Genomic DNA, 25316 nt, shown 5'->3' with positions numbered 1-25316 from the left:
GTTCCTAGATTGATAATAATTATTTACCTAATTTATCTTTTGTGTAATAACCGCTGGTTACCAAGATGGATTCATAGTTGGATGCATCTACAGACACAGGCTCAAGCAGGTAAGCAGGAACAACTTTAACGCCATTATTATATGTTTTCGTATCGTTCACTTCGGCTTTGTTTCCTTTTAGAACACTGTCTGCGATCGCAACCGCTTTTTTAGCCAACTCACGAGTATCTTTAAATACCGTTTGTGTTTGTTCCCCGGAAATAATCGATTTGACGGACGCCAACTCTGCATCTTGACCCGTAATAACCGGAAGTGGCTTGCTTGCTGTCCCATAGCCAACACCTTTTAAGGAAGATAGTATCCCGATACTGATACCATCATAAGGAGACAACACAGCATCAACTTTCTCAGAAGCATAGTTTTTGCTTAGCAGATTATCCATTCTGGATTGGGCAACTGAACCATCCCATCTTAATGTTGCTACTTGCTCGAACCCCGTTTGCTTGCTCTTCACTACTAATTTACCGGAATCCAGGTAAGGCTTCAGTACGGAAATGGCTCCATCAAAGAAGAAATGTGCATTGTTATCATCAGGTGATCCAGCGAAAAGCTCAATATTGAATGGGCCTTTGCCATCTTTCAAACCAAGCTTTTTCTCGATATAGGAGGCTTGCAGTACGCCTACCTTGAAATTATCGAAAGTAGCATAGTAGCTGACAAACTCACTCTTTTTGATTAGACGATCGTACGCGATAACCTCAACTTTGGCATCATGCGCTTTCTTCAGAACATCTGTCAAAGATTCTCCGTCAATCGGTGCGATAACGAGGAGATTAACACCTTTGGTAATCATATTTTCAATTTGAGCTACTTGGTTCTCAATCACGTCTTCCGCATATTGCAGGTCAGTTTTATAACCTAATTTTTCGAATTCCTTTACCATGTTAGCTCCGTCGCTCACCCATCTTTCCGATGATTTCGTCGGCATCGAGATTCCTACTTTACCTCCGGCTTTCGCATCCGTTTTGGCTGCTGTTGTAGGCGCCGCTGTGCTTGCCGCATCTTTTTGTTCCGTTGTAGCGGTTTTAGCACCGCAAGCGGAAATCACTAATATCAAAGACAATAAAATAAATACAGATAACCTTCTTTTCATCTGAATTACCCCTCTCGTTTATCTCAGGTTCGTGTTTCATAGACCTAAGTATAGGGCTGAAGGCATTCAGCGTCTTTTCAAAAAAACAACTCGTTTTTATAAATATTAAACTTATTTAAACGCTTTCATATGTGCACAATACAAAGAAAAGCCACCAGTTTATCATCCTGACGGCTTTCTTTTACACGTTTAAGACCAATATCCAGCATGCGCTGCTACAGCTTCCTCTTCTACCTCGGGGAAAGGACCAAGGACTTGAATCGTCTTGTTTCCTCTGGCAAATACCTCACGACACGGTAGATCGAGTGTAGGATTCTGCTCATCATCACCTGTCAGTGAGGCTAGACGTTTTTCCGATATTCCGTAGACTACACGCCCAACGTTCCCCCAATAAATGGATCCAGCACACATCGCGCATGGCTCTGCGGATGTATACAAGGTGCACTCCCACAATTCTTTCTTGCTATACCGCTTAGAGGCCGCCTCCATCAATGTTGTCTCCGCATGACCGGTGCAGTTCGACTCCGTTATCTCGATATTCCCCTGCTCCAGCAATATTTCTCCATTCGATCCAACCAGTAGCGCACCAAACGGGGTATTCCCCGATTCTCTGGCAAGCACAGATAGCTCTATACATCTATTCAAAAATGGAATATGCCCATTACGATCAGTTACCACGTACCTCCACCCCTTGTGCTCAACTTTGAAATCTTTGCTCCCTGATGTAGGGAACGCCTAGCGCTTCCGGTGCACCCGAAGGCTTATTGCGATTACGCCAACCTAGGAACATCAGAACCAGAATGGTCACGATGTACGGAATCATTTTAAGAAAATAAGAAGGGATATGACTGCCAATAAGCTGAACGCGGAACCCCAAGGTATCCAACACACCGAAGAAATAAGCGCACACCAAAGCACGAACCGGATTCCATCTCGCGAAAATAATGAGCGCCACCGCAATCCAACCGCGTCCAGAGGTCATGCCTTCGTTCCAAGTTGGCGTGTACACGAGCAGCAAATCAGCCCCCCCAATGCCGATCAATATGGAGCCAATAATGATACAAAAGTAACGAATCGCGATAACAGGAATGCCCATAACGTCAGCTGTTGCCGGGTTATCCCCTACCGCTCTGAGATGAAGCCCCCACGATGTACGATGGATGAACAGATGCATGACAATAACCAGCACAAAACTAAACCAAGTGAAAAGATCTAAGTGCGCAAAAATCTTCCCAATAAACGGCACATTCTCAAGCCATGGCAAATCTAACTTTGGTACCGCTCCGGGTAATGGGATGCCGCTAACGCGCTTTCCAAGATAAGCGCTAAGACCTGCGCCGAATATCGTCATGGCCAGACCACTTACGACCTGATTGGCGTGCAGGGTTATACAAAGAAATCCATGAAGCAAACCCAGAATACCGCCCACTGCCAGTACACAGAGAAGGGTCAGCGCCAAACTCCCGGTTTGAATAAAAACGAGACAAGAAGTCACTGCCCCCATCAACATCAGTCCTTCTGCGCCCAGTTGCGTGATGCCTGATCTTTCGATAAGAATTCCACCCAATACAGCTAACAGCAGCGGCGTACCGGAAGAGATAGCGGAAACAATTAATTGTGTGACAATATCCATGACATTCCCTCCCCTTTCAGCATGATTTCAATCCAAGCTCACCCATTAGCTCACCTCTCACCGATTGCGGCGAATGCGAATTTTCCCAGCCATACCACCCGCAATGAGGAAAAATAGGATAGCCCCTTGAATCATAGAAGAGGTGGATGAAGGAAGACCGATCGTCTGCACACTGTATCCTCCCACAACGAGCCCTCCGAACAGCACCGATGATATCACAAGCCCTACCGGATTCAGCTTCGCAAGCCAAGCTACAATAATGGCTGTATACCCATACCCCGGCGAAATACCATACATAAGTCGGTGCGCCACACCGGAAACTTCACTCATCCCCGCTAATCCAGCCACCCCGCCGCTAATGATCATAACAACGAGAACATGTCTGGAAATTCGAATTCCTGCATTCCGCGCAGCCTCCGCATTCGCACCAATGAGGCGCAGCTCATAACCCCAACGTGTATATCGGATCACAAAGGCGTAGAACAGCACGGCAACTATAGCAAAAACGATCCCGAAATGAAGTCGGGTAGCTCCAAAAGTAGGTAATGACTGCGCCGCGGTGAACATCGGGGATCCTGGGAAGTTAAAGCCCTTCGGATCTTTCCATGGACCGAATACCGCATAATTCAAGGCAAGAAGAGCCACATAATTCAACATTAAGGATGTAATTAGTTCATTTACTTGAAAATAGGTCCTAGGGATCGCCGTCAGCAATCCCCAGACCCCACCGGCTACGATGCTCGCTACCACCATAGATGGAATCGAAATGTACATCGGCAGCTGCGGAAAATAAACCGTAATTGCGGTAGCCGCCATCGCTCCAGCCAAAAACTGCCCCTCGGCACCGATGTTCCATACCGAAATCCGGTACGCGATCGATACGCCAAGACCGCAAAGCAGCAGAGGAATCGCCTTCACGAGGGTCTCCGTAATGCCAAAGGAAGAACCAAAGGCACCTTTGAGCATTTTGGCATAGACCATAATCGGATTCATGCCATTTAAAGCTATAAAAATACCGCAGGCCAACAGCGCCAAGACGATAGATACGATCGTCACCCACCACGGACTGGCTGGCCCTGCAGGATCAATCTCAAAACGGTAAGGCATACGAAAACTAGCTTCTCGCTTAGGCACCTTTTTTTCTATCGGAATGGTTCCCGCCGTTTGTTGTTCACTCACCCTGCATCCTCCTCAGACCCCGCCATCAACATACCCATATATTCACGGCTCGCTTCCTCTCGGGGAATATTGCCCACGATGCGTCCGTCGTACATGACCAGTATACGGTCGGCTAGCTGCAGCACCTCATCCAAATCTTCAGATATTAAGAGAACAGAACTCCCCTTGCTGCGCAATTCCTCTAGCAATTGGTGCACACCCTCAGTTGCGCCTACATCTAGCCCCTGCGTTGGATGCACGGCAACCATCAGCTTCGGATCTTGATCAATTTCCCGGGCAAAAAGCAGCTTCTGCTGATTGCCCCCTGACATGTACTGAACGGGGGCATCAATCCCCGATGTCCTCACATCGAACAGCTCAACAAGCTTCTGCGCCCAGCTTCGATTGCTTCCTGTGCGCAGTAAACCGAATCGAGATCGTTCCGGAGAACGATATGTCTTGAAGAGCAAGTTATCTACGGAGCCCAAACTGCCCGCTAGACCACTCTTCATGCTGTTTTCCGGCACATGGGCAATCCCCAGCTCTATGGCCGCGCGCACTGAACCGTTACGCAATGCCTTGCCGTCAAATTGGACATCGCCTTGTTTCCATACGCGAAGTCCTGTTAACACCTCCGCAAGCTCCTTCTGCCCGTTTCCAGACACCCCGGCAACTCCAACAATCTCGCCTTCATACACTTGAAACTGAAGCCCATCCAGCACCTTGCGTCCATGATCCGCATACACATCCAAACCACCCACCACAAGCATCGGCTTACCTTGCGGTTTATCTCTAACAACCGTGCGGCTTTCTAGGCTCTCCTTGCCGACCATGAGCTGCGCCAGATCCCTCTCGTTCGTTTCCGACTTCGCCATCGTTGCGATCATCTTGCCTTTACGCATGACGGATATGCGATCCGAAGCAAACATAACCTCCTTGAGTTTATGCGTCGTCATAATCACGGTCTTACCTTCTTTTTTCATGCGATTCAGTGTCTCAAACAACTGATCCACCTCGCCTGGTGTCAACACCGAGGTAGGTTCATCCAAAATAATTAAATCCGCTCCCCGATAGAGTGTCTTCACGATTTCAACACGCTGCTGTTCCCCAACCGACAGCTGCCAAATGGGCCGGTCCACCGGAAACAGTAGACCAAAATGTTTCGAAATAGCCTCGATCTCTTCGGACTTTCTAGCGAGCCATCGCGGACCGCGCCAGAACGAAGACGACTCCCCAAGAACGATATTCTCCGCGGCTGTTAACGTTTGAACTAGTCGAAAATTTTGAAAGACCATCCCAACCCCTAGATTCATCGCATCCTTCGGCGAACGAATTCGCACCTTTTCACCGTGGATAAGAATCTCTCCGCTTGTTGGGCGATATACACCTGAGAGCATACACATCATTGTACTTTTGCCGGCGCCGTTCTCACCTAACAGTGCATGAATCTCTCCAGCTTTTGCCCGGAAATCAACATGATCATTAGCTACAACAGAACCAAACTGCTTGACGATCTGGTTCATCTCAACTGAATAACCCTCCGTTTTATGCAATAAGCCCCCTCCTTCTCGTCCTTTAAACCCCCCTATATATTCAAAACAGCATCTCCCATTTTGGGATCTGCTGTTACTGGAAACTATATGTTGGATATCTCATAAGTCCATACTTTTAGGAAATCAGTTTATGTATCTTTCCTCACTATACTGTTGGGCTGACTTTCACGTCAATTAACATGACATCAACTTTGGGTATCTAACGAAAAATGAGCATTCATTTGTGCTTATTGCCAAAGATAACGTTAAATTAACTTACGAAAAATCTAAAAAGGAGCACTTCTTTTACAAAGAGTGCCCCTTTAGCTATGCATTTCTTTAAAATTAAGAAAGAAATATACCACCATAAATGAAACCAGCCACAATCACAAACGCAGGGTGAATCTTCCTCTTTTGAATGAGATAGAAAGCAACTGCGGCAATACCAATAAACTGCAAGTATCCTATTGTTTTCGTTGATTCCACCATACTGCTCCATGTGACCAACACCATCATGATCGCGATAACAGGCTGGACAAGCAGTGTCATTCCTTTGATTACCGATGATTGCTTATATTTCTGCAGGATATTCAGCAAAATGATGAGTGCAATAATGGAAGGAACAACCGTTGCAGCCACTGCAATTAGAACACCGACCCAACCACCGATTTGAAAGCCAACATATGCGGCAATTTTCGTAGCAATCGGTCCAGGCAGCGCATTCCCTAACGCTAACATGTTCGAGAATCCACTGCTGGTCATCCAAGCATGATTAGGAACAATCTCTTGATACATGAGCGGGATCGACGAAGGCCCTCCTCCGTATCCGAACACATTAGCTAGAAAGAAGCTAACAAGCAAATGCCACCACTCACTCATATGCCATCACCTTTGCCAAGCCGCTTCTTGTTCTTCGTCCACTTGTCCTTTAGCTTATGATGGAAAGCCCCATATAGTAAAAACATAAAAATTAGAATAGCCGGATGCACAGAGAAAATCTGCAGCAGCAAGAATGAAATAACAAAAAATGTGAGGCCTGCCGCCCAACCCAAGCCTTTAATCGCCTTCTCCCCGAACTCATACGCCATGACCCCTAACATCACCGCGACAATAGGCACAACCGCCGCAATCATACCTTTAATCACTTGGGATGTACTAAAGAAATTAATGAACGAATACAACCCCACCATTGCTGCACAGGTAGGAACGATGTGAGCTAAAACACCAATCGCTGCTCCCCATCCCCCTTTGAGCCGATACCCAAGATACCCTGCTAGTTTCGTTGCTATCGGTCCGGGAAGTGTATTAGCTATCGCCAGCACTTCCATGAATTCCTCATCCTTCATCCATTGAAACCTCGTGACCGCCTCGTACCGTATCAACGGCACAATCGACGGCCCGCCGCCATATCCCAATATCCCCGTCCGAAACATCGCCATACCTATCTGAACATAGGCATTTCCCACTATGTATCACTCCTATCTCTGTAACACCATTAACAATAAAGTAAACTAAGCTTTATTGTAATATAAGTTGAAAGGATTCATTCGATTCTTTTCTCATCTTTGTAAAAATGACAAAGATTCTTCAAATTCTTGGGACTTGGCTTGAAATTGTGTAAAAGCTGTAAATGGGGGGGGAATGTGCTTAGTGTGGGTAGACGTTAAACAAGATTAGAGTCTCTAGAAACTGCTATTTTTGAATTTATGGTACTTTCTGTGGAAATAGGAGTCTTTGAAGACTCTTATTTGTAGGATGGGGCTTGATTTGCGCTACTTTGCGCAGAATAAGAGCTTTTAGAGACTGTTATTTATGAATTTTTGGTGATTTCTGCGGGAATAAGAGTCATTAGAGACTCTTATTCTCAGGATGTGGCTTGGTTTGGGTAGATCTTGAGCAAAATAGGAGCTTCTAGGGTTTTAAATATATAAAAAGAAACCTTACGAGGATTTCTCCTTGTAAGGTTTCTTTTGTGCTTGGCAACGTTCTACTCTCCCAGAACCCTGCGGTTCAAGTACCATCGACGCTGGAGGGCTTAACGGTCGTGTTCGAGATGGGAACGCGTGGGTCCCCTCCGCCATCATCACCAAACAGTCAAAGCGTGTTTGCGCCTTGAAAACTAGATACGAAACTTGCGTAAAGTTAGAATTTTAGGTTTATTGGTTAAGCCCTCGACCGATTAGTATTCGTCAGCTGCATGCATTGCTGCACTTCCACCTCGAACCTATCAACCTCGTCGTCTACAAGGGGTCTTACATACTGGGAAATCTCATCTTGAGGGGGGCTTCGCGCTTAGATGCTTTCAGCGCTTATCCCCTCCGTACATAGCTACCCAGCGATGCCTCTGGCGAGACAACTGGTACACCAGCGGTACGTCCATCCCGGTCCTCTCGTACTAAGGACAGCTCCTCTCAAATTTCCTACGCCCGCGACAGATAGGGACCGAACTGTCTCACGACGTTCTGAACCCAGCTCGCGTACCGCTTTAATGGGCGAACAGCCCAACCCTTGGGACCTACTTCAGCCCCAGGATGCGATGAGCCGACATCGAGGTGCCAAACCTCCCCGTCGATGTGGACTCTTGGGGGAGATAAGCCTGTTATCCCCAGGGTAGCTTTTATCCGTTGAGCGATGGCCCTTCCATTCGGTACCACCGGATCACTAAGTCCGACTTTCGTCCCTGCTCGACTTGTAGGTCTCGCAGTCAAGCTCCCTTATGCCTTTGCACTCTGCGAATGATTTCCAACCATTCTGAGGGAACCTTTAAACGCCTCCGTTACATTTTAGGAGGCGACCGCCCCAGTCAAACTGCCCACCTGACACTGTCCCCATACCGGATCACGGTACCAGGTTAGAACTCCGATACGATCAGGGTGGTATCCCAACGATGCCTCCACCCAAGCTGGCGCTCAGGCTTCAAAGGCTCCCACCTATCCTGTACAGATCGTACCAAAGTCCAATATCAAGCTGCAGTAAAGCTCCATGGGGTCTTTCCGTCTTGTCGCGGGTAACCTGCATCTTCACAGGTATTAAAATTTCACCGGATCTCTCGTTGAGACAGCGCCCAAGTCGTTACGCCATTCGTGCGGGTCAGAATTTACCTGACAAGGAATTTCGCTACCTTAGGACCGTTATAGTTACGGCCGCCGTTTACTGGGGCTTCAATTCATAGCTTCGGGCTTGCGCCCTAACCACTCCTCTTAACCTTCCAGCACCGGGCAGGCGTCAGCCCGTATACTTCGCCTTGCGGCTTCGCACAGACCTGTGTTTTTGCTAAACAGTCGCTTGGGCCTTTTCACTGCGGCCCCCTCGGGCTATTCACCCTACCGAGGCACCCCTTCTCCCGAAGTTACGGGGTCATTTTGCCGAGTTCCTTAACGAGAGTTCTTCCGCGCGCCTTAGAATTCTCTTCTCACCCACCTGTGTCGGTTTGCGGTACGGGCACCTTCGCCTGGCTAGAAGCTTTTCTTGGCAGTGTGAACTCATGACCTTCGGTACTTAAATTTCCCTCCCCATCACAGCCCAGCCTTACGATGTGCGGATTTGCCTACACATCAGCCTCACTGCTTGGACGAGCATCCATCAGCTCGCGTCACTATCCTTCTGCGTCACTCCATCGCTCATAACGGCTACGGTGGTACAGGAATTTCCACCTGTTGTCCATCGACTACGCCTTTCGGCCTCGCCTTAGGTCCCGACTTACCCTGAGCGGACGAGCCTTCCTCAGGAACCCTTAGGTTTTCGGCGGATCAGATTCTCACTGATCTTTTCGTTACTTATACCGGCATTCTCACTTGTATGCGCTCCACCTGTCCTTACGGTCAGAATTCTACGTACATACAACGCTCCCCTACCCATGCACTAAAGTGCAAGCCATAGCTTCGGTGGCGTGTTTAGCCCCGTTACATTTTCGGCGCAGAGTCACTCGACCAGTGAGCTATTACGCACTCTTTCAATGGTGGCTGCTTCTAAGCCAACATCCTGGTTGTCTGTGCAACTCCACATCCTTTCCCACTTAACACACACTTGGGGACCTTAGCTGATGGTCTGGGCTGTTTCCCTTTTGACAATGGATCTTAGCACTCACTGTCTGACTCCCGGATTTAAGTTTGTGGCATTCAGAGTTTGACTGGACTTGGTAACCCTTGGCGGGCCCCGCACCCAATCAGTGCTTTACCTCCACAACTCAACATCCGAGGCTAGCCCTAAAGCTATTTCGGGGAGAACCAGCTATCTCCGAGTTCGATTGGAATTTCTCCGCTACCCCCACCTCATCCCCGCATTTTTCAACATGCGTGGGTTCGGGCCTCCAGTGAGTGTTACCTCACCTTCACCCTGGACAGGGGTAGATCACACGGTTTCGGGTCTACGTCCACGTACTAAAGCGCCCTATTCAGACTCGCTTTCGCTGCGGCTCCGTCTTTTCAACTTAACCTCGCACGGGAACGTAACTCGCCGGTTCATTCTACAAAAGGCACGCCATCACCCATATAGAGGGCTCTGACTTCTTGTAAGCACACGGTTTCAGGTTCTTTTTCACTCCGCTTCCGCGGTGCTTTTCACCTTTCCCTCACGGTACTGCTTCACTATCGGTCACTAGGGAGTATTTAGCCTTGGCAGATGGTCCTGCCGGATTCCGACGGGGTTTCACGTGACCCGCCGTACTCAGGATACCTCTAGGGGTTTCGTTCGATTTTGGCTACAGGGCTTTTACCTTCTATGCCGGACCTTTCCAGATCACTTCGCCTACCGAACTAACCCCATAACGAGGTCCTACAACCCCAAGGAGCAAGCTCCTTGGTTTGGGCTATTCCGCTTTCGCTCGCCGCTACTGACGGAATCACTTTTGTTTTCTTTTCCTCCAGGTACTTAGATGTTTCAGTTCCCTGGGTATGCCTCTACTATTGCTATGTATTCACAATAGAGTAACTGCGCATTACCACAGCTGGGTTCCCCCATTCGGACATCCCCGGATCAAAGCCTGCTTACGGCTCCCCGAGGCATTTCGTCGTTCGCCACGTCCTTCTTCGGCTCCTAGTGCCTAGGCATCCTCCGTGTGCTCTTTCTAGCTTAACCATTTATAGGGACCTTTAGCGTTAGCTAAAGTCTCTCCTAAGCTGAAAAAACTTTAAAGATTTTTGCAAGATTCGTTAGAATCAAGCAACCTAAGTTCTTACTTTACGTTTTGTTTCGTTATCTAGTTTTCAAGGAACAACTGTAATGCTTTTGAAAGATTGCTCTTTCAAAACTGAACACGAGTGAGTAAGCTTGTTTGTGCTTTCGCACTTGACTGGATCTATCAGATCCGAGTCTCCATAGAAAGGAGGTGATCCAGCCGCACCTTCCGATACGGCTACCTTGTTACGACTTCACCCCAATCATCTACCCCACCTTCGGCGGCTGGCTCCCTTGCGGGTTACCCCACCGACTTCGGGTGTTGTAAACTCTCGTGGTGTGACGGGCGGTGTGTACAAGACCCGGGAACGTATTCACCGCGGCATGCTGATCCGCGATTACTAGCAATTCCGACTTCATGCAGGCGAGTTGCAGCCTGCAATCCGAACTGAGATCGGCTTATAAGGATTGGCTCCACCTCGCGGCTTCGCTTCCCGTTGTACCGACCATTGTAGTACGTGTGTAGCCCAGGTCATAAGGGGCATGATGATTTGACGTCATCCCCACCTTCCTCCGGTTTGTCACCGGCAGTCATCTTAGAGTGCCCACCCAAAGTGCTGGCAACTAAGATCAAGGGTTGCGCTCGTTGCGGGACTTAACCCAACATCTCACGACACGAGCTGACGACAACCATGCACCACCTGTCTCCAATGCTCCGAAGAGGGAACCTATCTCTAGGTGTTACATCGGGATGTCAAGACCTGGTAAGGTTCTTCGCGTTGCTTCGAATTAAACCACATACTCCACTGCTTGTGCGGGTCCCCGTCAATTCCTTTGAGTTTCACTCTTGCGAGCGTACTCCCCAGGCGGCATACTTACTGTGTTAACTTCGGCACCGAGGAATCGAATCCCCGACACCTAGTATGCATCGTTTACGGCGTGGACTACCAGGGTATCTAATCCTGTTTGCTCCCCACGCTTTCGCGCCTCAGCGTCAGTTATAGGCCAGAAAGTCGCCTTCGCCACTGGTGTTCCTCCACATCTCTACGCATTTCACCGCTACACGTGGAATTCCACTTTCCTCTCCTACACTCAAGTCAACCAGTTTTGGATGCGAACCGGGGTTGAGCCCCGGGCTTAAACACCCAACTTAATTGACCGCCTGCGCGCGCTTTACGCCCAATAATTCCGGACAACGCTTGCCCCCTACGTATTACCGCGGCTGCTGGCACGTAGTTAGCCGGGGCTTTCTTCTCCTATACCGTCACACAAAAGGCAGTTACTCCTCTTGCTGTTCGTCTAGGGCAACAGAGCTTTACGATCCGAAAACCTTCATCACTCACGCGGCGTTGCTCCGTCAGACTTGCGTCCATTGCGGAAGATTCCCTACTGCTGCCTCCCGTAGGAGTCTGGGCCGTGTCTCAGTCCCAGTGTGGCCGTTCACCCTCTCAGGTCGGCTACGCATCGTCGCCTTGGTAGGCCGTTACCCTACCAACTAGCTAATGCGCCGCAGGCCCATCTATAAGCCACAGATTGCTCCGTGTTTCATGATTCTCTCATGCGAGAAAACCAGTTATCCGGTCTTAGCTATCGTTTCCGATAGTTATCCCGATCTTATAGGCAGGTTACCTACGTGTTACTCACCCGTCCGCCGCTAACTTATCCCGAAGGATAAATCCGCTCGACTTGCATGTATTAGGCACGCCGCCAGCGTTCGTCCTGAGCCAGGATCAAACTCTCCATAATAGTAAAACTATTTGAAAGCTTAATTGCTCATTGACTTGCTAGCGAGATTTTGCAATCTCTTTTTTGAACGATTTCTCGTTCGTGCTTACTCACTCGTTGTTCAGTTTTCAAAGATCAATTTCTTTCGTTTTAATCCTTCGCCCCTCAAAGGCGACTCGATTAATATACCACATCAGCCTACTCGATTGCAAGAACTTTTTTTGATTTCTTTCGTTCTTTCGTTCGACCGCCGAAGCGACAAGGAGTAATATAACAAATCCACAAACTGATTGCAAGCTTTTTATACCTTGAAAAATATGGAAACGTATTAACTGGACGACGTCCCCCCCCTAATCCGAAATAAAGAATCTCTTCGTTTCATTAATAATAAAAAAAGCTCCAGTGCGTAATGCACCAGAGCTTGAGCCTTTTTAACCTTGGCTTCCTATAAAGATGTAACGAGCTAGGATTAGAATCGCCAGTACCCACATTAACCAGTGAATCGGATAACGCGTCTGACTTTTGCCACCTAAGTTAGAAGCCGCCGCCAGAACAACATACGTAACGATACCGAAGGAGATACCATTCGCAATATTGTAAGTGAAAGGCATCAATACGATTGTAAGGAACGCTGGGATCGCCAGAACAAAGTCTTGAAAGTCGATCTCACGAATGGATTGAACCATAAGAACACCAACCACGATCAACGCTGCCGCTGTCGCAGAACCAGGAACCAACATGGCAATCGGAGCTAAGAACAGGGCAAGCAAGAAACATACGCCTGTAGTTACCGCCGTTAAACCTGTACGTCCACCTTCCGCTACACCCGCTGCGCTTTCTACGAAAGCAGTAACGGTACTTGTCCCAACCAACGCACCGCCACTAACACCAATGGCATCCACGAACATGGCTTTACCTACGCGCTTGTTGCCTTCTTCTTTATTCTTCATAATACCAGCGCGATTTGCTGTTCCAACCATCGTACCGAATGTGTCAAAGAGCTCAACAAACGTAAATGTAGCGATAACGGAAATAATCCCAGTTGTCATAATGCCTGCAAAATCAAAATCAGCGAAACGAAGCTTGGACAAATCAGGAATCCATGTTGTCTCTGCACTAGTCAAAGTACCGAGATTAACCATACCCATGAAATATCCAATGATTGTTGTAGCCAAAATACCAAACAAGATAGCGCCGCGCAGTCTAAGCACCATAAAGATAGAAATCAACAAAATCCCGATGATCGTCAAAATTACGCTTTTATCTTCTAATGAACCCATGTGGAACACAGTTTCAAATGAAAGTACATCTGTAAATTGATGTGCCTTAATATCTTTGCCACTTTCAACAGCAACGGTTAGGATGCCGCTGTTCTTGAAACCGATCATTGCGATAAACAAACCAATACCCACGGTAATCGCATGCTTCAAGCTGTCTGGAACAGCCACTAGGAGTGTTTGGCGGACTCTGGTGACAGTAAGAATGATGAAAATAATCCCCGAAATGAATACGGCTGCTAAAGCCATTGAAAACGTGAATTTACCTTGCGAAGTTAAAATGATGGTCGCGAAGTAAGCATTCAAGCCCATCCCAGGAGCTAGTGCAACTGGAAAGTTAACGAATAACCCCATTGCAATCGTCATTACACCCGCAGCAATCGCTGTAGCCAAGAAAATCGAAGTCCAGTCACCGCCGGTAGCCCCCGATTTAAAAGCACTCAGAATGTCCGGATTTACTGCAAGGATGTAAGCCATCGTCATGAAGGTTGTTATCCCCGCCATGATTTCAGTTCTTACTGTCGTGCCGTTTTGTTTCAATTTAAAAAAGCGATCCATTTTCCTACTCCTCCTAAAACGAATGTGGGGAACAGCAAAAAACCCGGAATCATAATGCCTGATTCCGGGTACGAAAAAGGAGCTATCCATATGAGAGCTGCCTTCCATGTGTAAAGGTGCACGTGGAAACTCATACGGATTCCGTTCCTTTTTTTCGTAGCCAGATCATTTGCGGTGATCTCGTAGAAACTCTCAGGCCAATTCCCGAGATTATACGAAAAACTGTTATCCATAACACATTTTAGTTGGGAAATAACCAGATGTCAATAAAAAAAGACGAACGATACTAGGGTATTTTCTCCCATAACGTTCGTCTTTTACTAGTGATTTATATTATTCCCACTCAATAGTAGCAGGCGGTTTAGACGTGATGTCATAAACGATACGATTCACGTTCTCAACCTCGTTAACGATACGAACCGAAATCTTCTCTAGCACGTCCCAAGGGATACGCGCCCAGTCAGCTGTCATTCCATCAATAGATGTAACAGCACGAATACCTACGGTATAAGAGTAAGTTCTTGCGTCACCCATAACCCCCACGCTTTTCATGCCCGGAAGTGCTGTGAAGTACTGCCAGATCTCACGATCTAAGCCTGCTTTGGCAATTTCGTCGCGCAGAATGGCGTCGGATTCACGAACTATTTTCAGCTTATCCTCCGTTACTTCACCTAGAACTCGAATGGCTAGACCAGGACCTGGGAAAGGCTGTCTCCATACGATTGCAGCTGGAAGGCCACATTCCTCGCCTACTTTACGCACTTCGTCTTTGAACAGTGTTTTGAGCGGCTCGATAAGCTTGAACTTCATATCTTTCGGCAGTCCGCCTACGTTATGATGTGATTTAATTGTTTGAGCAGTAGCTGTACCGCTTTCCACGATATCTGTGTATAAAGTACCTTGGGCTAGGAAAGTAAAGTCATCGAACTGACTGGATTCCTCTTCGAATACACGAATAAATTCTGTTCCGATAATTTTACGTTTTTGCTCGGGATCGTCTACGCCAGCAAGTTTGCCGAGGAAACGGTCACGTGCATCAATTTTGACCACTTTCATATCGAATTTGCCAACAAAGGTGTCCATAACGCTCTCCGCTTCACCTTGACGCAGCAAACCATGATCAATAAACATACACGTCAGTTGAGCACCAATCGCTTTATGCAGCAGAATAGCAACAACCGATGAATCCACGCCGCCGCTAAGTGCGCATAGTACTTTCTTGTCACCAACTTCTTGACGAAGCTCTTTGATCATGTCTTCAACAAAAGAGGACATCGTCCAATCGCCTTCGCACCCGCAGACGCCATATATAAAGTTATTAATCATTTCGTTCCCTTGTACTGAGTGACGAACCTCTGGATGGAACTGCACCGCATGAATGTTACGGTCGCGGTTACTCATAGCCGCAATCGGAAGAGAATCCGTGCTTGCTTCTATGACGAAGCCTTCAGGAAGGATAGAGACGTGATCGCCGTGACTCATCCACACGGTTTGTTTGGATTCTAACCCTTTCACTAGCGGGCTTTCATTCGTAAATGAAAGATCAGCCTTACCGTATTCACGCGTATGAGCGCGTTCAACTTTACCATTCAGTTGGTGAGCAATTAACTGCATGCCATAGCAAATACCCAAGATTGGAATACCCAGATCAAAGATTCCTGCGTCGACAGCGGGAGCTCCTTCACCGTATACGCTCGACGGACCGCCAGAGAACACAATCCCCTTAGGGTTAAGCTCACGAATTTTATCAACAGTTGTATTGAACGGTAACAGCTCACTGTAAACGCCCAAATCACGAATTCGTCTAGCAATCAGTTGATTGTACTGGCCTCCAAAATCTAATACGACAATCATTTCACTCGGTTTACTCATTATCCGACCTCCTAGATTCATAGCAATTGAGGTTTAAGGGGCTCCCCGAAAAGCAATGGGATAGACTACAAAGCCTATCTTCTCTTTTTGGGGCCCCCTTGTCCGCTTATCACTATTTATAGGTACTAATTTTAAACATTAGGTACCTAGGATGTAAAGGGGTTTAATGTGTCTTTTGAATGGCTTTCCAAATCGTGGTGATTTCCCGCTTCGTGTAGGTCAGTGAATTGGCCGTATCATAGCGGACACTTTCGTAAATCAAGGCAAATTCGAGCAGCGCTTGTTTCTGCCTTTGATCATTGAAATTTAGAGTTGTCACGTACTCTCGCACCGTCAGGTTCGCGGGTTTTGCGCCGTATTTTCGAAAAAGCTGCATCCATAAACGATCCATATAAGGTGTCATGGGGTGTGAGTTGCCCTGCTGGCTTTTGTAATTTGGAAAATACAGCAGCGTATTGACTAGGAAACCTTTTCGCCTAAGTAAAACGAAAACACCCACAAGAAGGAGACAACATCCGATTAGAACAATGAAAGCTTCCCTATAAGGCTTTGCAAAATTGACGATTTTATCCTTCGTTGCATGAAGCCACTCACTTGGATTGGTTGCAAACTTAGTTGATGCGGGAATGTTCATGAGTGAAGCTGTCATCGCCGCTTGCTCCATGGCAGCTGTCGTCAAGGTTTCTCTCGGATGGTCGGACGAAATACGAGAGAAGCCCGGCGTAGGCTCAAACGGCACCCACCCCATAGAAGGAAAATAAACCTCAACCCATGAGTGCGCATCTTGATTGCGAACCATGACTTCCTTGAGCCCATCACCGTTGCTAGATGCTAGCAGTGTCCCTGGAGCGAAACCTTTTACCCAGCGGGCAGGCACTCCGACAGAACGAAGCATGACGACCATCGAAGTTGAAAAATGATCACAATACCCTGTTCGATCTACGAACAGAAAGTGACTGACAAAGTCCTCATTGCGGCTTGGATGCGTTGGCTTTTCGAGACTATAGGTATAGGTATTGCTTAAATACTGCTCAATCGCAACCGCTTTGGCATATGGCGTCAAACGATTCGCTGTCACTTGCTCGGCAATGCTGCGAACAGACCGCGGCAAAGCAGCTGGAAGTTGGAGATATTCCCCTGTAATGTCAGAGGGATAACTGCCCATATCTGTATTGAGTACCGAGGGATCTTCCTGCACGGGTTGGATAGTTATTTTGTAATAAGACAAAGGATCCATAATCTCGGGCAGAGTTACTTTACCATTAGATTTAGATGTAAGGAGGCTGCTCGGTGTTAGCGGTTTCCCCTTCTCGCTCAAAAGCATATCAACGCTCAGTAACTTCCCACCCACAAACAATTGATTATTTGGTGACTTGGTGTTCCACAAAATTTCCTGCATCACGGACTGGTCTGTTACAGGCTGATTAGTAGAAACGTAAGGCTCTAGCGTTTGGTTGGGCTCAGTCCAGCCTTTGCCGTCGTAGAAGCTTTTGGATTCTCCGCGCCAGTAGGTTAATTCGGATGTTCTGGCTGTGAATACTGGGGTCGTGTCCACCTGGAGTGGACCGCCTAAGGAGGAGTCGTCTTGACCGTATCCAGACCTAGCAAAAGCACCTTTCGCCCCCGTATCTTCCTTGTAGAGTTCAAATATGCGATCGTATACATACGCCCAGCTCACAGGTTTCATGAGAGGAGTAGGCTCCGCCTGCCTTGCCGAGTACCACCCTACACTAGCTAGCGCACTTACAACTAGCAAGCTGACTACAATCCATTGAAAAACGCCTCCCGAACGCACCGAAGTGATGCCATAGGTTTGTTCAATCCTTGAGAGATTGAGCAGCGATAACAGAAGTAGTCCATATCCTATTGTGCGCATAATCCCTTGAACCGTATCCGCGCCAAGCACCAACTGTAAGAATACGAGATAAATGAGTGTGGCTGCGACAAACCAAAGACTATGCTGTCTCTGCAGCATTAGGGCCTGCACCACAGAAATCAGGAGCGACCAACCTAATAGAAAGAGCAGTGTTCGCATTTGACCACTGATAAGGTCGAAATGAGCTTGAACGATTTGAACCAAATCCTGAGAAATGATCCTCACCAAATCGATGATCCACGCTCCGGTTAGAAAACCTTCACGGTCAAACATAAAGCCGATGAAGAGCAGGATAATGACACTTTTGGCTGTCCATCCCCAAACATAAGGAACCTTGAAGCAGTCTATGGCGATACACGTCGCAAATACTACAAGAATGGGACCGATTTGAATGGAGGCATCGGCCATCCAGGCTAGAGGACGGAGCCATTCTGAGAGCAGCAGGAAGAGCAGCAGCGAGATTAGACTGTCTCGGAAAAAGGTGTTGGTGATTGGCGATGATGACTGTGCGTTAGAGATGGCGCTTGAATGGAAGATTGGACTTGATGGGATAGCGGCTGCGGGCTCGGCGCTTGCGTGTATAGAGCTAGTGCTTAAAGAGTCAGTGCTTAAAGAGTTAGTACTTAAAGAGCGAGACTTCAAGCGTGACGAGTCAGCGCTAGTGCGTAAAGGGCGTGAAAGAGCGCGCGGCGCGCGGTTAGGTTCAAGCGGTTGCATCCGCGACACCTCCTTGCTTTGGCCACTGGCTCCGCGGGTGCGGCACTTCCGTGAAGCTGCAGCCTACGGCCTGCAGCTGAGAAGCCCCCTCTCGCTCGGCGACCGAGAGGGAGGGCCGCGCGTGCACGTAGATCACGTGCACGGATCGGCGCTTGGTGCGCGCATCCGCGATCGCGCGCACCAGCGCAAGGTCCAGCGTCGATGTGATGCACAGCATCGACGCATCCAGCGGCAAGTCCGCCGCCTCTTTCCTGACGAGGTCAGGAAAGGTAAGGGAGGGCTTGCCGCCTACGCTCGCGAGTACTTCGTACGCGAGCGTTAGATCAGGGCGAATCGTCGGCGCGATTCGCCTGCTGCCCGAGCTGCTGGCGAAGCCGCAGCTCTCGCGTCCGCCAGCGGCGGCTTCGAAGAAGCCAGCCGCTAGGGCGACGCCCTTCTCCAGCAGCGGCTGCGCCGCCTCAGCTGGACCCGCCGCAGGCGCCGCGTCGAGCAGCAGCATCTGCTTCGCGGAGGATGCTTGCTCGGGGTCTTTGGTCATCAGCCGGCTCAGCCTGGCTGTGGATTTCCAATGGATGCGGTGGTAGGGATCACCGCTGACATAGTCACGAACACCGCTAATCAGCGGAGTATCGACTTTAGGGCCACGAATAGTAGGCACATCACCATCCTCCGATTGAAACCTCATGCCGGTTCCGGTCAAAGAATCTGGTCTTGGATAAACAACACACCGGTGAAGATCATCACGATATGCTTTTCGAACAGCAAAACCAAATAAATCACCGGTCACTGCTTCAAAGCCTGCAAAACGATAAACGCCTCGCATAAGACTCGTCATTTTATAATGGAGGATTAAGGCTGATCGAAACCCCGGGAAAAGCAGCTTGCTATAGCTCAGCTTCCCCCCGCTTCCTTCATGTACCCATGTTTCCTTAACGATCATCCAAGGCAGCGGCAATAATGTACGATGCCCAACTTGCAAAGTGATGGTAACATCTTCACCCGACACGAAAACTTCGCCTGACAACTGCCGGTTAACGGTTAGTCCTTTTAATGCGAATACATAAAATAGTCCAGCCTGGACCCATATTAATGTTAAACAAATTCCTAAATACCAAGCGGCAAATCCACCTTGCCAATACGCCAAAATGATAGACAGCACACTTCCCACAGCCAACAGTGTCGTTTTACCCCAGCTTTTCATATGTTGGCCCCTACTTCGCCGAAACGTAACGGAGAACTGGAGTTTGCATGGAAGCAAGTAAACCTGTCAAAATCGTATCCGCCGACTTGCCGGTCATTCGTGCTTCAGAAGTCAGAATGAGCCGATGCATCCAGATCGGCAGCACCAAATCCTTGATGTCATCCGGTACCACGAAGCTTCTGCCCTTCATATAAGCAGACGTTTGCGCAGCACGCATTAAGGCGTAGGATGCCCTTGGACTTGCACCCAAGTACAAATCAGCATGGTCCCTAGTTGCCAAGGCCAGACGAACAATGAAATCTTTTAACGTATTATCGACATGAATCATGGTTGCTTCTCTTTGCAATTGCACAAACTCATCCTGTACAATAACAGGCTTCAAGTGATCCAGCGGCTGGCGATCCTGTAGGCGATCCAGCATCAGAATTTCTTGTTCCGGCGTCGGATAACCAAGTGACAATTTCATCATAAAACGATCCATTTGAGCTTCCGGTAGCGCATAAGTACCTTCATAGTCCACTGGGTTTTGCGTAGCTAATAAGACGAAAGGTTTCGGCAATTCATAGCTGACCCCGTCAATGGTAACCCGCTTCTCTTCCATCGCCTCTAAGAAAGCAGATTGTGTCTTCGGTGAGGTACGGTTACATTCGTCTGCCAATACGATTGGCGTCATTAGAGGTCCAGGGCGAAACTCAAAATCATTCGTCTTCACGTTAAATACAGACACACCGGTTACATCAGACGGCAATAAATCAGGCGTGCACTGAATTCTCTTAAACTCACAACCAATCGTCCTAGCCAAGGCACGTACAAGCATCGTTTTCCCAACACCGGGTACGTCTTCTAGCAAAAGATGACCGCCGCTCAGCATAGCAACGAACGCTTTCTCTATCGTCTCTCTCTTTCCAACAATCACTTTCTCTACGTTCATGATCATCCGTTCCACGAGAGGCTGCGGCTGATCGAATATTCGGGTTTTCGACTGCATAGACAAGAAGCCTCCTTTATAAGGGTATGCTTCTAGTTTTTCCAGCCCTCTACTATTTTAGACATTACCCTCCCATGGCAAATAGAGAGTTTTTCAGAAGACTATTATTCTCTTTAAATATATAAAACGGCCGTAAAGCCACAGACACCTCTCGCTTATCTGATTCTATGACCGTATTCGTAATTCGCCCGCCTAGTAAATCTATGGTTTTTCGTAAAGGAACGATGATCTTACCGTCTTGCAAATCCATATCTGCTAATGAATAGGTAGCTACGCTATTACCTAGGGTATACATTCTAATGCTTCTAGTGGATAAATCATATTCCAAATCATAAACACCAAAATGTGCATTCGCTGTCTTCTTCTCAGCCTGCCATTCTACTTGCCCGCCTATTTTCTCTATGAGAAAGCGCAGCGGCATTTCAATCCGGTTAGCACGCAGCTGATACTCTGTAGGTTCAATTGTAAAGCTGCTGCCTCCAGCCACATGAACTTGCAGCGGTAACGCCGCCTGCGCGGAGAGAATTTGTGCCGTTTCTTCTCTAGCTACTGCGGTTTGTTGGGCAAGATGCAGTTCAGCATCCTTCTGATCTTTATCCGCCTGAATCGGATGCGCTAAGGCATATTGCTGTGTTTCTTTCAGTAGCTCTTGGAAATGAGCCAAGCTCATGTTTCTTGACCATTTCGCCTTACCCACTGGGAATTGCTTGGGCTTAACCTTTGTAGTAAGGGGAGCGAAAGCGTAGCCTAATTTTTTGTAATAGCTGATGACTTGGGGCAATACCTCTACCGTCGACTCATGCCCGCTGCCATCATGAAACAGGATGTTGATCTCGTGTTCGAGCGGTGATCCCTTAATCGTTTGCCAAATTTCATTCGCGGGTACACGCAATCTTTTGGAATCACCACTGTCTACATTCCAGTCCATCACAGAATAACCCGCTTGATCCAGCAAATAGTAGTAATACGCATCGAAGTTCGTATATGTACCCCCCGGAGCTCGTACTAATTGCGGTCTGGTATCAGCCAAACTAGCAAATAAGTCCTCACTACGTTGGATTTGGTCCCAAAAGGTTTGGAAATCGCTATACAGCTCTTTATATACATGATTATAGGAATGATTGCCTAAGGTATGTCCGTCTTGCACAATTCTTTTGACCAATGCAGGGTATGCCTGAGCTTGTTCGCCAAGTGCGAAAAACGTAGCTTTCACATTCTCTTTATCTAAAATATCCAGCACCTGACTCGTCAGCTTGCTAGGACCGTCATCAAAGGTCAAGTAAACGGTAGGCTGTTCCGGTGTTTCATACGTCTTCTCGCTCTGCGGGCGCTTACCTGTTTTGAGCTTCTGATAAAGGTCCTGTCCTTCCTGTACTTGTGCGGAGTACCCATCGTTCTCTGTCGCCTTTACCGAAATTGTTGAGAAAAATAGAGAAACTAGTAAAAGGATTACCATTGAAAGTTGAACTCGTTTCTGACTGATGGTTGCACGTTGTACCTGAAAACGCATCCGATGATCCCTCCGCTTGTTCTATCATTTTGCTAGCTGATAGATTATATGGGAGAAACATCAAGAGTATGTCTCTAAAACAAAAACTACCCCTCTCTGAGTGAGAAGGATAGTTTTCTAGTGAAATGACTTGATCTGTAATTGTTCAAATTATTGCTAAATTTCTTGCGGTACAGCCTCATTTTTCGTTTGCGCTGCCACGTTAAACAAGGGCTTGCTGCCAATAAGACCTATGAAACTAACGACTAATAAGACTCCGAGTAAAAGAATAGCCGTCCTAGCGCCTTGAAAAGAAACAATTTGTGTACAGACACCAATGAGTAGAACTCGCATGCCCATCCCTACAGTGTTGAAAAAGCTATTCACACGACCGATCAAATGATTTGGCACCATTTCCATCAAAATCGTATTACGCGCTACGCGACTCCCCGCATTCCCCCATCCGTTCAACGTTTTAAATAAGAGAAAAATAGAGACTAGAGGAAACACGTAAAAGAAAACAATCGACAGACTGAAAATGACAAACGAAAGAATCGTTGTATAATAGGAACCCAAACGCTGCATGAGCAGTGGGACTGTTAAACCTGCCACGACAGCTCCTATGGCGAAAATCATATCTGCTGCCCCGAGAACATTGGCCCCTCCATGGAGGACACTTGTGATATAGACGGGGTAAAGATAATTACCGACCATCACACAAAGAAACGGCATCAGCGCGCAAAGGAAAAACATAACTAATAGCGGTCTCGTTTTCAAATAAGCAAAGCCTTCTCTGATATTCGACAACATGGAAACAGCGCCGTTTGCAGTGACAGACCTGTTTTTGATATAGGGAATAAGCAAAAATAAGCCAAAACCTAAAAAGTAAGTCATCGCGTCCGCTAATAGAATCCACGCAAAATCGATATGGTCAATCAGTAGACTAGCCAAGCCGCCCGCGATCATCGATGTGGATTGATTTTGAACCTCGAGGATGGAATTTAACGTTTTGTATTGCTCCTTCGAGAAGATCTCTTGCGTAAATGCGAATTGGGTTGGAAAGTGAACGTTGTAGTATAGAGAACCGCTAAAATAAATTACGATCAACTGCCAAGTTTCAAAATGCCCCGCACTTAATCCCCATAGCGCAAATAGCAGCGTGACTGATCCGCCGACAACTTCACTTCCCAGCAGCATTTTCTTTCGGGAAATGCGGTCAATATATACGCCGATATGCGGCGATAGGAAGAAAAGTATGATTGTCGATGCTAGCGTCGCATATCCAAAGATTTCACTTCCCCCGGATCGATTCACTAACAGCCACGGCACGCCGATCATGGTTATTCCTGAGCCGATCGAGGATAAGATGTTGGCTATCATGAGAAACATCATTCTTCGGTCTTTGAGCATCATCCACATGTGAGATAAATCCTTTCAAGGTAGGTGGTTTTGTTTTCGGTGCAGCTAGTATAGCAAGCTTTGCCCTTATACGTATCCTCACTAATAAATCAATCGCTGTCAATCATAAAAAAAAGAAAGCCACCCTACGATGTTCGTCGTAAGATGGCAGTTCGTCTGTCAGCTTGACTCCTCTGTTTCCCCTATAGGAGCTTCATTCTCCCCAAGGACCATGATTTTACCCGTTCTGGCATCAATATACACAACCATTTTGTTTCCTGCTGGATAGACCGCTTCTACGACCCATCCGTCATAGATTAACCTGTTTGTGTTGTAATGGAGCACCAGCCCCTTCTTGAAGGTTACTGTCCATTCGGCTTCAGAATCGGGGTCCGTTTCTTTGGCTATTTGCAATGCGTTCTTCTCATCAATTAGCAAAGGGGTATCGTTCAAAGCCTCCCTTAAGCTTGCACGGATAGCAAGGGCAGCCGCCTCAGCATAGGTTAGGTAACCGTGGACGCCGAAGCTTTGACCGTTCCGTCCCTCCAAAAGGCCATCTCCATAGGCAACAGCGATTTTATCGGAGTCAAAAGCAGCGCCATAATCTGCAAACGCATGTTCAGCTTTCATTTTTTCCTCCGCAGTTGCGCTTCTTGGATTTTTCCCAAGCTTAGTTACTCCGACTACCGCTCTGTCCCGTAGTATTCCTCCATCCTTATCATAGGCAAGCGTATACATAAACGCTTTCTCCTTTATATAGGCAGGCACCGGCAGCCCTGAAACGAGCATTTCGTGCCACAAAGCAACAGGAATATTGCGTTCGACGTTCATCGGATCTTGAAAAGCACGGCGCAGCACCTTAAGCATCGGCTTTGGAAGCTTGCTGCTTTGGTAGGCAGACTCTAGCTCTTCACTGAGCCAATGATCTGCCGGCAGATCCGGCTTGTCATACGCCAATTCCCCCATTACCCGAAACATCATAGAAATGGCTTCGGCATTCGTCAGCTTATCGTTCGGCCTAAACTTTTCTTTCACCGAATCATCCAAAATTCCCTGGATATACGCACTCTCAACCAGACCTCGCTGCTTATCGCTGATATCCTGGTGATCCAGCAGCGCTTTTGCCGGCTTTACTTCTTCCGCAGACCAGCTCCCCTTAATGTAAGAACCGCTTAATAGCTTTACCATCCCTCCGACAGCATTTTCACGGGTAATCTCCGTCCCTTGCCCCAGGCCGTGAACATACATACTGATCCAGGCATCACGATTTTTTTCCGGCAAATCCACCGCCATTTTAAGAGCCGTCGCCCAATCATCGAGCAGTATGGGTTTATCCAGCTTGCCCGAGTCCAGCACATTTCGCTGGAATGAATCCCACTCTTTCTGCGTGATCGTACCTTGTGTCGAAGCGTTGTCCCTATAAGGCACGATGTACTGCTTATAGTCCTTGAGCTCCTTCATCACCCAATGGGTTTCCTCCACGGCCCCGTACGCTGTACTTCCGTAAGCCATGAAAATAGACAATATCGAAACAATCAGCTTCTTTTTCATCGCTTTCCCCTCTTCACAAATTTTCTCCCTTGCAATTGATTAGACGAGTGATTTGTAAAAAAGTTCCAACGAT

Annotated in this window: 15 protein-coding genes, 3 rRNA genes and 1 riboswitch; all 18 genes read right to left on the bottom strand. The window is 47.6% G+C overall.

The window, feature by feature from the left end; genetic code table 11:
• Window positions 1-19: 19 nt before the first annotated feature.
• The 18 genes from chvE to QFZ78_RS26020 all read right to left on the bottom strand — a co-directional run bounded on the left by chvE (window position 20) and on the right by QFZ78_RS26020 (window position 25243).
• Window positions 20-1153 (bottom strand): multiple monosaccharide ABC transporter substrate-binding protein, encoded by a 1134-nt coding sequence (gene chvE / locus QFZ78_RS26105; protein ID WP_307551892.1) that lies wholly within the window; start codon window positions 1151-1153, stop codon window positions 20-22.
• A gap of 189 nt (window positions 1154-1342) precedes the next feature.
• Window positions 1343-1831 carry a nucleoside deaminase gene (locus tag QFZ78_RS26100; protein WP_307551891.1) on the bottom strand — a complete coding sequence of 163 codons (489 nt, stop codon included), beginning with the start codon at window positions 1829-1831 and terminating at the stop codon, window positions 1343-1345.
• Window positions 1832-1850: 19 nt separating this feature from the next.
• Window positions 1851-2786, bottom strand: coding sequence for an ABC transporter permease (locus tag QFZ78_RS26095; RefSeq protein ID WP_307551890.1), 936 nt, complete (start codon window positions 2784-2786; stop codon window positions 1851-1853).
• A gap of 57 nt (window positions 2787-2843) precedes the next feature.
• Window positions 2844-3893 carry an ABC transporter permease gene (locus tag QFZ78_RS26090; RefSeq protein ID WP_373461140.1) on the bottom strand — a complete coding sequence of 350 codons (1050 nt, stop codon included), beginning with the start codon at window positions 3891-3893 and terminating at the stop codon, window positions 2844-2846.
• 68 nt (window positions 3894-3961) lie between these two features.
• The gene (locus QFZ78_RS26085) at window positions 3962-5467 is read right to left on the bottom strand and encodes an ABC transporter ATP-binding protein (RefSeq protein WP_307555905.1); all 1506 of its coding nucleotides are present in this window, start codon (window positions 5465-5467) and stop codon (window positions 3962-3964) included.
• 354 nt (window positions 5468-5821) lie between these two features.
• Window positions 5822-6355 carry a chromate efflux transporter ChrA gene (chrA, locus tag QFZ78_RS26080; RefSeq protein ID WP_307551886.1) on the bottom strand — a complete coding sequence of 178 codons (534 nt, stop codon included), beginning with the start codon at window positions 6353-6355 and terminating at the stop codon, window positions 5822-5824.
• A complete protein-coding gene (chrB, locus tag QFZ78_RS26075; protein WP_373461070.1) occupies window positions 6352-6942 on the bottom strand; it encodes a chromate efflux transporter ChrB in 591 nt (196 codons plus the stop codon). The genes chrA and chrB overlap by 4 nt, the downstream gene beginning before the upstream one ends.
• A 508-nt stretch (window positions 6943-7450) precedes the next feature.
• Window positions 7451-7567 (bottom strand): 5S ribosomal RNA (gene rrf / locus QFZ78_RS26070).
• Between the two features lie 68 nt (window positions 7568-7635).
• Window positions 7636-10552, bottom strand: a 23S ribosomal RNA gene (locus QFZ78_RS26065).
• 243 nt (window positions 10553-10795) lie between these two features.
• Window positions 10796-12337, bottom strand: a 16S ribosomal RNA gene (locus tag QFZ78_RS26060).
• Together the 16S, 23S and 5S rRNA genes form the textbook arrangement of a ribosomal RNA operon.
• Window positions 12338-12747: 410 nt before the next feature.
• Window positions 12748-14151: an NCS2 family permease gene (locus QFZ78_RS26055; RefSeq protein WP_307551884.1), complete on the bottom strand. Its 1404-nt coding sequence runs from the start codon at window positions 14149-14151 to the stop codon at window positions 12748-12750.
• Between the two features lie 137 nt (window positions 14152-14288).
• A riboswitch (purine riboswitch) is annotated at window positions 14289-14389 on the bottom strand.
• 95 nt (window positions 14390-14484) lie between these two features.
• Window positions 14485-16023, bottom strand: a complete 1539-nt coding sequence (gene guaA / locus QFZ78_RS26050) for a glutamine-hydrolyzing GMP synthase (protein ID WP_307551881.1) — start codon at window positions 16021-16023, stop codon at window positions 14485-14487.
• A 163-nt stretch (window positions 16024-16186) separates the two neighbouring features.
• Window positions 16187-18616: a transglutaminase-like domain-containing protein gene (locus QFZ78_RS26045; protein ID WP_307551879.1), complete on the bottom strand. Its 2430-nt coding sequence runs from the start codon at window positions 18614-18616 to the stop codon at window positions 16187-16189.
• Window positions 18603-19817: a DUF58 domain-containing protein gene (locus QFZ78_RS26040; RefSeq protein ID WP_307551876.1), complete on the bottom strand. Its 1215-nt coding sequence runs from the start codon at window positions 19815-19817 to the stop codon at window positions 18603-18605. Before QFZ78_RS26040 ends, QFZ78_RS26045 begins: the two co-directional genes overlap by 14 nt.
• Window positions 19818-19827: 10 nt before the next feature.
• A complete protein-coding gene (locus tag QFZ78_RS26035) occupies window positions 19828-20805 on the bottom strand; it encodes an AAA family ATPase (RefSeq protein WP_307551874.1) in 978 nt (325 codons plus the stop codon).
• A 64-nt stretch (window positions 20806-20869) separates the two neighbouring features.
• Window positions 20870-22315 (bottom strand): polysaccharide deacetylase family protein, encoded by a 1446-nt coding sequence (locus QFZ78_RS26030; protein ID WP_307551872.1) that lies wholly within the window; start codon window positions 22313-22315, stop codon window positions 20870-20872.
• Window positions 22316-22471: 156 nt separating this feature from the next.
• Window positions 22472-23713, bottom strand: coding sequence for an MFS transporter (locus QFZ78_RS26025; protein WP_307551871.1), 1242 nt, complete (start codon window positions 23711-23713; stop codon window positions 22472-22474).
• A 159-nt stretch (window positions 23714-23872) separates the two neighbouring features.
• The gene (locus QFZ78_RS26020; protein ID WP_307551870.1) at window positions 23873-25243 is read right to left on the bottom strand and encodes a PepSY domain-containing protein; all 1371 of its coding nucleotides are present in this window, start codon (window positions 25241-25243) and stop codon (window positions 23873-23875) included.
• Between the last annotated feature and the right edge of the window lie 73 nt (window positions 25244-25316).

This window comes from Paenibacillus sp. V4I5, from assembly GCF_030817255.1.
Lineage (GTDB): Bacteria > Bacillota > Bacilli > Paenibacillales > NBRC-103111 > Paenibacillus_E.
Note: the sequence above shows the minus strand (reverse complement) of the source record. Positions and strands in the feature narration are given on the sequence as shown.